The following is a 7,997-nucleotide window of genomic DNA, read 5'->3' on the forward strand; positions in this document are numbered from 1 at the left end:
CCGAAGGACTCAGCCCAGGTGAACGCGGGTACCGGCGACCTGAAAGTTCATGACCGGAGCACTGGGCTCGGTAAATGGAACCCCCAGCGCAATCTGCCCCGTGCCATGCAGGATGCAGGCATCGCGGCGCAGCCGCACTGGCGAGTCGCTGCCGTCAAACTGCACCCAGGTGCCAAAGCTGCTCATATCGGTGAGCACAAAGCCGCTGTTGCGCCAGTCGATGCGCGCATGCAGACGCGACACACGGGGGTCGTTGATGCACAGCTGTGCATGGGTAGCACGCCCCACATGCACAGGCGCATCCGACGAGGTGAACGACATATCTACGCCGTGCCAGGAAAACTGGATCTGCCCCAGGATGGAATCGGCCGGCGCAAAACTGCTGACCAGCGCCGCCTGCATGGTGAGCGAGTCGGGCTCTTCATTCTCGCGCCATTCCACTTGGTAGAGCATCTGCAACTCGGCCTTGCCACGGATCTCCATCAGGCCGAGCTTGCGGTACCACACGTCAGGCGCCACGCCCGCCAACAGCACTGCCGTCTCGGTAGCCCAGATCTCGGCCGGGCCCGCGCGCTCACACAGGCGGGAGGCCACGTTGACGGCATCACCGTAGCAGTCGCCGTCCACATCGACCACCTCACCGCTGGCCACGCCCACGCGAATGTCCATGCGCAATGGCTGTGGCCAACGGTCCAGACGCGCCTTGTGCTGGCGCAGCATGTGCGTGGTGGCAGTCACAGCACTGGCCGCATCGCCAAAAACACACAACACACCGTCGCCCAGCTTCTTGACCACACGGCCCGCATGTGCCTCGATGGTGTCACTGATCCACTGCGTGACTTGGGTCACCGCCTCTGTGGCGCGCTCGTTGCCCAGCGTTTCATACAACGAGGTGCTGCCTGAAATGTCGGCGAAGACCACCGTCGACAACACACTCATGAACGACGGCCCATTAGTAACATCATGTGAACCAGTTTAGTGCAAGCTCAACGAAGACGCATCTACCAAAGCGTCAACAATCCTGCGCTGAGGTCTTTGCAGACCGCACACGCCCCCCGTTTTGAGCCGCCTTCGGCCGTGTTGGTACCCAGGTGCACGGCAGGACATGCACCACACGGTCACGCGAACGCCCGAATGGCGTGGGGCCTCCCTGGGCCTTGGAACACCGTGCGCTGCGCTGTCAGCTCGCTGCAAACATCCGGGAAGAATGCGTAAAAGTTCGCTACAAACGGGCGCGCTGTGTTGTCTTTATGCAAAAACAGGAGCGCCGCCCTTGCATCAATCCTCACTCCCGCTTACTTTGATCGACCCTGTTACAAGAACCGCACTGCCCTCCGCCCATGCGCTGGAACAAGCCCAATCTCCGCAACAACCTGCACGACCTGCTCGGTCGTGACAAGCCGTCGTCGACGGCCTGGGTGCGCGACCAGGGTCTGGAAGAGGTGCGGCGTGCCATGTTGCAAAGCCTGATGGGGCTCACCGGCTGCGAAGTGGCGCGCATGAACATGCGCCTGCGCTATGCGGGCGATATCGAGGCGCTGTGGTACCTGCGCAGCGATTTGCTCGACACACTCACCCTGCTGCGCGGCGAGGCCATCGCACAGACGGTGCTGGACCAGGTCACGCCGATGTTCCAGGGGCAGTTGCCGCTGTCGCTGCGGGTGCCACAAATGCCCAACGCACCCCGCGCGCACCTCTGAAACCCTGAGATTGCAGCCCTGACGGCCGGGGCCAGTCAATGCGCTGCACCGGCATCGTGCCACGCAGCAGCCCCGGGTTAGCGCCGCCTGTTCAGTGCTGGTGGCCCCAATAGATCAGCGCATCACGCTCTTCCACCGACAACGAAACTGTTGCGCCCACGGGCAGCAGCACCTTGGTCTCGACATGCCCAAACGGCAGGTTGGTAAGCACGGGCGCCTTGATCTGGGTGCGCAGCCAGTCCACCACCGACTGGAGCTTGTAGCCCTTGTCGTGCGGCGCCAACTTGAAGTTGGTGAACTGCCCCAGTACCACGGCTTTCTGCTGGGCCAGCACACCGGCGTGCAGCAGCTGGGTCAGCATGCGCTCAACGCGGTAGGGATGCTCGTGCACATCCTCCACAAACAGCACCCCACCCTTGACCTGCGGGAAGTACGGCGTCCCCACCAGCGAAGCCAGCACGGCCAGGTTGCCGCCCCACAGGGTGGCGCTTTTCACATAGACGTTGGGCACAGCAGGCTTGCCGGTAGTGGCATGGGGCTTTTCCTTGTGCATGCGCCAGCCCGTGCCTTCGCCGTGGCCGGTCAGCAGGTCGTCAAAGCAGGCTTCCATGATGTCGTCGGGCGCGCCCTCCACGCCAAAATCGGCCCCCAGCGACGGCCCCGCCCAGGTGGTGGCCCCGGTTTTGGCCAGCACGGCGAGCTGAAAGGCGGTGAAGTCGCTCACGCCCACAAAGTGGGTGCCCTTTTCGACGGCCTTGGCCACCGCCTTGTAGCGGATGCCCGGCAGGATGCGCGTGAGGCCATAGCCCCCGCGCGAGATCAGCGCCACATCGGCGCCACTGGCCGCTGCACGGTGGATGGCGGCCAGCCGGGTGGCGTCGTCGCCCGCAAAGCGTGTGTGTGTGGCCAGTGCGTCCACATCCACCTCCACCTCATGGCCCTGGGCCTTGAGACGGGCGATGCCCCGTTTGAAGGCGGCCTTGTCGCGCACTGCACTGGAAGGCGAGTAGATGTAGATGTGCTTGGGACCGTGGTCGTGGTCGCACTGCGAGGGGTCGTGATGGTGGTCGTGCAAAGCGCTCAGGCCCCGGTGGGGCCTGCTCCGTAAACAGGGGGATGCCCGGTGCCCCATGCAATCATGGGGCGCCAGCGGGCACATCAGTAAGTGAAGTATTCCACAGCCTGTGCGGCAATGGCCTCGCCATGCTCCTGAACAAAGTGGCCCGCATGGGGCAGCACCACCGGCTCGGGGCATCCACGGATGTGGTGCTGCAGCGCCCGCATGGTGGGCAGCCCCAGCACGGGGTCTTGCGCCCCCAACACCATCAGGCTGCGGCCTGGCCACTGGTGCTGCCAGAAATCGCGGGCTGCACGCGACAGCGCCGCACCGGCGTCATCCAGGGCGGCAGGGACACGTTCAGGGAACGCACGCAGCGCAGCCCGATAACCTTTGTCCGGAAAGGGGGCATCGTAGGCTGCGCATTCCGCAGCGCTCAGGTGCGGGTTGCCGCGTGCCAGCAGGCGCCCTACCCCGTACAGCGGCTTGTCCCGGCACATCGCGCGCCAGTCCACAAAGCCCTGGGGCAACGGCGCATCGCCTGTGGCCAGCAGCGTGTTCATCACCAGCAGGCCGCCAAACCGCTCGGGCATCGCCATGGGCAGTGTGAGACCCAGGATGCCACCCCAGTCCTGCACCACCAGCACCACGTTACGCAGGTCCAGCCGCTCGATCAGCTCCAGCAACACCTGACGGTGCCATTCGAACTGGTGCGCGCCCTCCTTCTTGGGCTTGTCGCTTTTGCCAAAACCGACCAGGTCGGGCGCCACAATTCGATCGCCCGCTGCGAGAAAAGTGGGCAGCATGCGGCGGTACAGGTAGCTCCAGGCCGGGTTGCCATGCAGGCACAGCCAAGTGCGCTTCGCATCACGGGGACCTTCGTCCAGATAGTGCAAGCGCAGGCCTGCCAGGCTCGGCAGGTCGCTGACGTAGTGGGGAGCCCAGGGGTAGCCCGGCAGGCTGGCAAACGCCGCATCGGGCGTGCGCAGGGCATCGTCACGCAAGGGGTGGCGGGCCAGTGCCTCTGCACGTTGTTGGTGGCGGCGCTGGCGGAAAAACCCGCTGAGCAGTTCACCGCACTCATCGGCCAGTACCCCGCCCTGCACCTGCGTCTGGTGGTTGATCTCGGCATGGCCAAACAGGTTGAGCACCGAGCCTGCCGCCCCCGTCTTGGGCTCCATCGCGCCAAACACCACCCTTGCCAGCCGGGCATGCAACATAGCGCCACTGCACATGGCGCAGGGCTCCAGCGTCACGTACAGGCTGCAGCCGTCGAGCCGGTAGTTGGAGAGCCGCTGCGCCGCGGCACGCAGGGCAACAATCTCGGCATGGGCCGTGGGGTCGTGGCCTTCCACCGGGGCGTTGCGGCCGGTGGCGATGACCTGGCCGTCCTTGACCACGATGGCGCCCACGGGCACCTCGCCAGCGCTGGCTGCAGATTGCGCCTCGGCCAGCGCCAAGCGCATCCAGTGTGCGTCGTGATCGATATCCATTGCTATGTTTTTAATAGCTATCGGTGCATGAAATACTTGCACCTACAGCCGATTTGGTTCATTTTTTATCATCCTCGGGCATGGGGCGTGCCTGTTGCATCAGGCCTTCCACCTGCTGCTTGACCTGCTGTTGCATCTGTTGACTCTGCTCGCGCACCGTGCCCGTGGGCGCCGAGGCGGGCCCCACTGCGCCCGTGGCGGTCTGCAACGCTGGCATGGGGGCACGCGTGGCCGCCAGTTGCTTCTTGGCCAGCAGGCCCACGATGGCCAGCACTACCACCAGTCCGACCAATCCAAACATTGCGCGCATACCTGGGCTCCTTGGCGGGCACCGGCGGCCCGCGGGTTCTTGCGATGGGATCTGACTGTAAAGCCAAACGCCGCACGCAAAAACGGCCGCATGGAGCGGCCGTTGGGTCAGGAGTCACTGAAGCAACGCAGGAGAGTGACCTCAGTTCAATGCCACGCGGCTGCCGTCCTTGAACGTGTACAAGGTCACAGCGGGTGTCGTCAGCTCACCCTTGGCGGTGAAGGCGATGTTGGCAGTCACGCCCTTGTATTCGGTCTTGGCCAAGAAGGGGGTGAAGACCTTGGGGTCCACCGAATTGGCGCGTTTCATGGCGTCGGCCAGCACCATGGCGGCGTCATAGGCGTAGGGGCTGTAGATCTGGAACTGGCCCGGGAACTTGGCGTCGTAGCGCTTCTTCCAGTCGGCGCCGCCCTGCATCTTGTCCACCGACGCACCGCCGGTGGCGCAGGTCACATTCTTCAGCGCGGGGGTCTTGCCCGACAGTTCGGGCAGCTTTTCGGTGCACAGCGCGTCACCGCCAAAATACTTCACGTTGCCCAGGCCCAGTTGCTCCATCTGGCGCAGCATGGGGCCGGCTTGAGCGTCGAGGCCGCCGTAGAAGATCGCGTCGGGCCTCTTGTTCTTGATGGCGGTGAGGATGGCCATGAAGTCGGTAGCCTTGTCGTTGGTGAACTCCTCGGCCACCACCTTCAGGCCCTTTTGTTGCGCCGTGGCCTTGAAGACCGAGGCCACGCCCTGGCCGTAGGCCGTGCGGTCGTCGATGATGGCGACGCTCTTGAGCTTGAGGTGGTCCGCACCAAACAGCGCCAGCGCAGCACCCAGCGCGTTGTCGTTGGCGATCAGGCGGAAGGTGGTCTTGTGGCCGGGCTTGGTCAGGTCGGGGTTGGAGGCCGAGGCCGTGATGTGTGGCAGGTCGCACTTGGCGTAGACGGCCGACGCGGGAATGGACGTGCCAGACTGCAGGTGCCCCACCACGCCTGCCACCTTCTGGTCGCACAGCTTCTGCGCCACGGCGGTGGCCTGGCGTGGGTCGCCCGCGTCGTCTTCGGCCGCGATTTCAAACTTGATCTTCTTGCCGCCGATGACGAGGTTCTGGGTGTTGAGGTCGTCAATGGCCAGGCGCACACCGTTTTCCGTGTCCTTGCCGATGTGGGCAATGCCACCCGACACCGGGCCCGCATGGGCGATCTTGACGATTTGCACGTCTTGCGCAGAGGCCACGCTTGCGGCCATGGCAATGGCGGTCAGGGCAGAAATTCGAAACAGGGGCAAGGAAGCAAAAACGGGGCGCAGCACGGTACGAAGTCTCCAAATTCAGTCAAAGCAGGCATGTTGTGCACCGATCTTGTACACAACAAGCCTCGCATCCTAGCCATGCCAGCGGCCATTTTCCGCACTTGCTAAGCAAACTTAGCAATTTGCTCCAGCATTAACCGCGCTAATAGGCAGCCCTCCCCCACCCACGCTGCGGGGTGCGCTGGGATAATCACGCCCCATGTCCCTTCTGCCCCACCAGCTCGAACTGCTCTCGCCCGCGCGCGACGCAGACATTGGCATCGAAGCCATCAACCACGGCGCCGACGCCGTCTACATCGGCGGCCCCGCCTTTGGCGCACGCGCCAGCGCGGGCAATGACATCCGCGACATCGAGCGCTTGGTGAAACACGCGCGCCGCTTCAACAGCCGTATCTTCATCACGCTCAACACCATTCTGCGCGACGACGAGCTGGAGGCCGCGCGCCAAATGGCCTGGCAGGTGTACGAGGCTGGGGCCGATGCGCTCATCATCCAGGACATGGGCTTGCTCGAAATCGACTTGCCCCCCATCCAGCTGCACGCCAGCACCCAGACCGACATCCGCACGCCCGAAAAAGCGCGGTTTTTGCAAGACGCTGGCCTGTCGCAGATCGTGCTGGCGCGCGAACTCACGGTGCAGCAGATAGCGGCCGTGCACAAGGCACTGGGCCCGGTCGATGCACCCGGCCGTGCCAACATCGAGTTCTTCATCCACGGCGCGCTGTGTGTGGCCTACAGCGGCCAGTGCAACATCAGCCATGCGCAGACAGGGCGCAGCGCCAACCGGGGCGACTGCAGCCAGGCCTGCCGCCTGCCCTACCAGGTCACGGACGCGCAGGGCCGCTTCATCGCACACGACAAGCACGTGCTGAGCATGAAGGACAACAACCAGAGCGACAACCTGCGCGCCCTCATCGACGCAGGTGTGCGCAGCTTCAAGATCGAAGGCCGCTACAAGGACATGGGCTATGTGAAGAACATCACCGCCCACTACCGCACCCTGCTCGACGAAATCATCGAAGAGCGCGAGGCCCAGGGCCGTCCACTGGGCCGCTCTTCCAGCGGGCGCACCACCTTCACCTTCACGCCCGACCCGCTGCAGAACTTCAACCGCGAGTTCACCGACTACTTTGTGACCGGTCGCAAGGAAGACATCGGCGCCTTCGACAGTCCCAAGAACCCCGGCCAGGCCATCGGCTGGGTGACCAAGGTGGGCCCCGACTTTGTCGAACTGGAGGTGAGCGACCCCAGCACGGTGCTGCACAACGGCGACGGCCTGTGCTACTACGACCTGCACAAGGAACTGGTGGGCATGGCCATCAATGTGGCCGAGCCGGTGTCGGCCCGTAGCGTGGGCCAGTGGCGCGTGTACCCCAAGGACCCGATGGACGGCTTCAAGGACCTGCGCAAGGGCACCGAGGTCAACCGCAACCGCGACATGGACTGGGTGCGCACGCTGGAGAAAAAATCGAGCGACCGCCGCATCGGCCTGTGGGCGCACCTGAGCGAAACGCCCAGCGGCTTCAGCTTGGTGCTGACCGACGATGACGGCAATGTGGGCTCTGCCTCCGTGCAGCAGCCCCACCAGCCCGCCACCGATGCCGCCAAGGCCGAGGCCAGCCTGCGCGAGCAGCTGGGCCGCTTCGGCACTACCGCCTTTGCGGTGCACGACATAGCGCTGCAGTTGTCGCAGCCCTTGTTTGTGCCCGCCTCGGTGCTCAATGCGCTGCGCCGCGACGCTGTGGCCGACCTGGAGGCCAACCGCACCCGCAACTTTGCCCGCCTGCCGCGTGCCATACCGGTGGAGCCGCCCGCGCCCTACCCCGAAGACACGCTCTCGTTCCTGGGCAATGTGTTCAACCACAAGGCGCATGACTTTTATGTGCGCCACGGTGTGAAGGTGATCGATGCGGCCTATGAGGCGCACGAAGAAGAAGGCGAAGTCAGCCTCATGATCACCAAACACTGCGTTCGCTTCTCGATGAGCCTGTGCCCCAAGCAGGCCAAGGGCGTCACCGGCGTGCAGGGCACCATCAAGGCCGAACCCTTGATGTTGATCAACGGCAAGGAGAAACTGACCTTGCGCTTTGACTGCAAGCCCTGTGAAATGCATGTGGTGGGCAAGATCAAGCGCCAGGTGC

At 64.2% G+C, this 7,997-nt stretch carries 7 protein-coding genes; 2 read left to right on the forward strand and 5 right to left on the reverse strand.

Annotation, left to right across the window (positions count from 1 at the left end; translation table 11 throughout):
• Positions 1 to 9: 9 nt before the first annotated feature.
• Positions 10 to 939: an adenylate/guanylate cyclase domain-containing protein gene (locus tag ISS20_RS06965; protein ID WP_291435064.1), complete on the reverse strand. Its 930-nt coding sequence runs from the start codon at positions 937 to 939 to the stop codon at positions 10 to 12.
• A 401-nt stretch (positions 940 to 1,340) separates the two neighbouring features.
• On the opposite strand from ISS20_RS06965, the gene ISS20_RS06970 reads away from it, so the two are divergent.
• On the forward strand, positions 1,341 to 1,700 hold the full coding sequence (locus ISS20_RS06970; protein WP_291435066.1) for a hypothetical protein: 360 nt from the start codon (positions 1,341 to 1,343) through the stop codon (positions 1,698 to 1,700).
• Between the two features lie 91 nt (positions 1,701 to 1,791).
• On the opposite strand, the gene ISS20_RS06975 is transcribed toward ISS20_RS06970, so the two are convergent.
• The 4 genes from ISS20_RS06975 to ISS20_RS06990 all read right to left on the reverse strand — a co-directional run bounded on the left by ISS20_RS06975 (position 1,792) and on the right by ISS20_RS06990 (position 5,793).
• A complete protein-coding gene (locus tag ISS20_RS06975) occupies positions 1,792 to 2,775 on the reverse strand; it encodes an LD-carboxypeptidase (protein WP_291435068.1) in 984 nt (327 codons plus the stop codon).
• Between the two features lie 83 nt (positions 2,776 to 2,858).
• A complete protein-coding gene (tadA, locus tag ISS20_RS06980; RefSeq protein ID WP_291435069.1) occupies positions 2,859 to 4,250 on the reverse strand; it encodes a tRNA adenosine(34) deaminase TadA in 1,392 nt (463 codons plus the stop codon).
• A 58-nt stretch (positions 4,251 to 4,308) separates the two neighbouring features.
• Entirely contained in the window at positions 4,309 to 4,560 is a 252-nt protein-coding gene (locus ISS20_RS06985) for a hypothetical protein (protein WP_291435071.1), read from the reverse strand.
• Between the two features lie 141 nt (positions 4,561 to 4,701).
• Positions 4,702 to 5,793, reverse strand: coding sequence for a branched-chain amino acid ABC transporter substrate-binding protein (locus ISS20_RS06990; protein WP_291435078.1), 1,092 nt, complete (start codon positions 5,791 to 5,793; stop codon positions 4,702 to 4,704).
• Positions 5,794 to 6,055: 262 nt separating this feature from the next.
• Between ISS20_RS06990 and ISS20_RS06995 the strand changes: the two genes are divergently transcribed.
• The coding region (locus tag ISS20_RS06995) for a U32 family peptidase (protein WP_291435072.1) at positions 6,056 to 7,997 on the forward strand (1,942 nt) is incomplete at its 3' end.

Origin of the sequence: Acidovorax sp. (genome assembly GCF_016783915.1) — a bacterium.
Lineage (GTDB): Bacteria > Pseudomonadota > Gammaproteobacteria > Burkholderiales > Burkholderiaceae_C > Acidovorax.

Coding starts and splice junctions, on each gene's coding strand:
- ISS20_RS06965 (WP_291435064.1), bottom strand. CDS start 939: ATGAGTGTGTTGTCGACGGTGGTCTTCGCCGACATTTCAGGCAGCACC.
- ISS20_RS06970 (WP_291435066.1), top strand. CDS start 1,341: ATGCGCTGGAACAAGCCCAATCTCCGCAACAACCTGCACGACCTGCTC.
- tadA (WP_291435069.1), bottom strand. CDS start 4,250: ATGGATATCGATCACGACGCACACTGGATGCGCTTGGCGCTGGCCGAG.
- ISS20_RS06985 (WP_291435071.1), bottom strand. CDS start 4,560: ATGCGCGCAATGTTTGGATTGGTCGGACTGGTGGTAGTGCTGGCCATC.
- ISS20_RS06990 (WP_291435078.1), bottom strand. CDS start 5,793: ATGGCCGCAAGCGTGGCCTCTGCGCAAGACGTGCAAATCGTCAAGATC.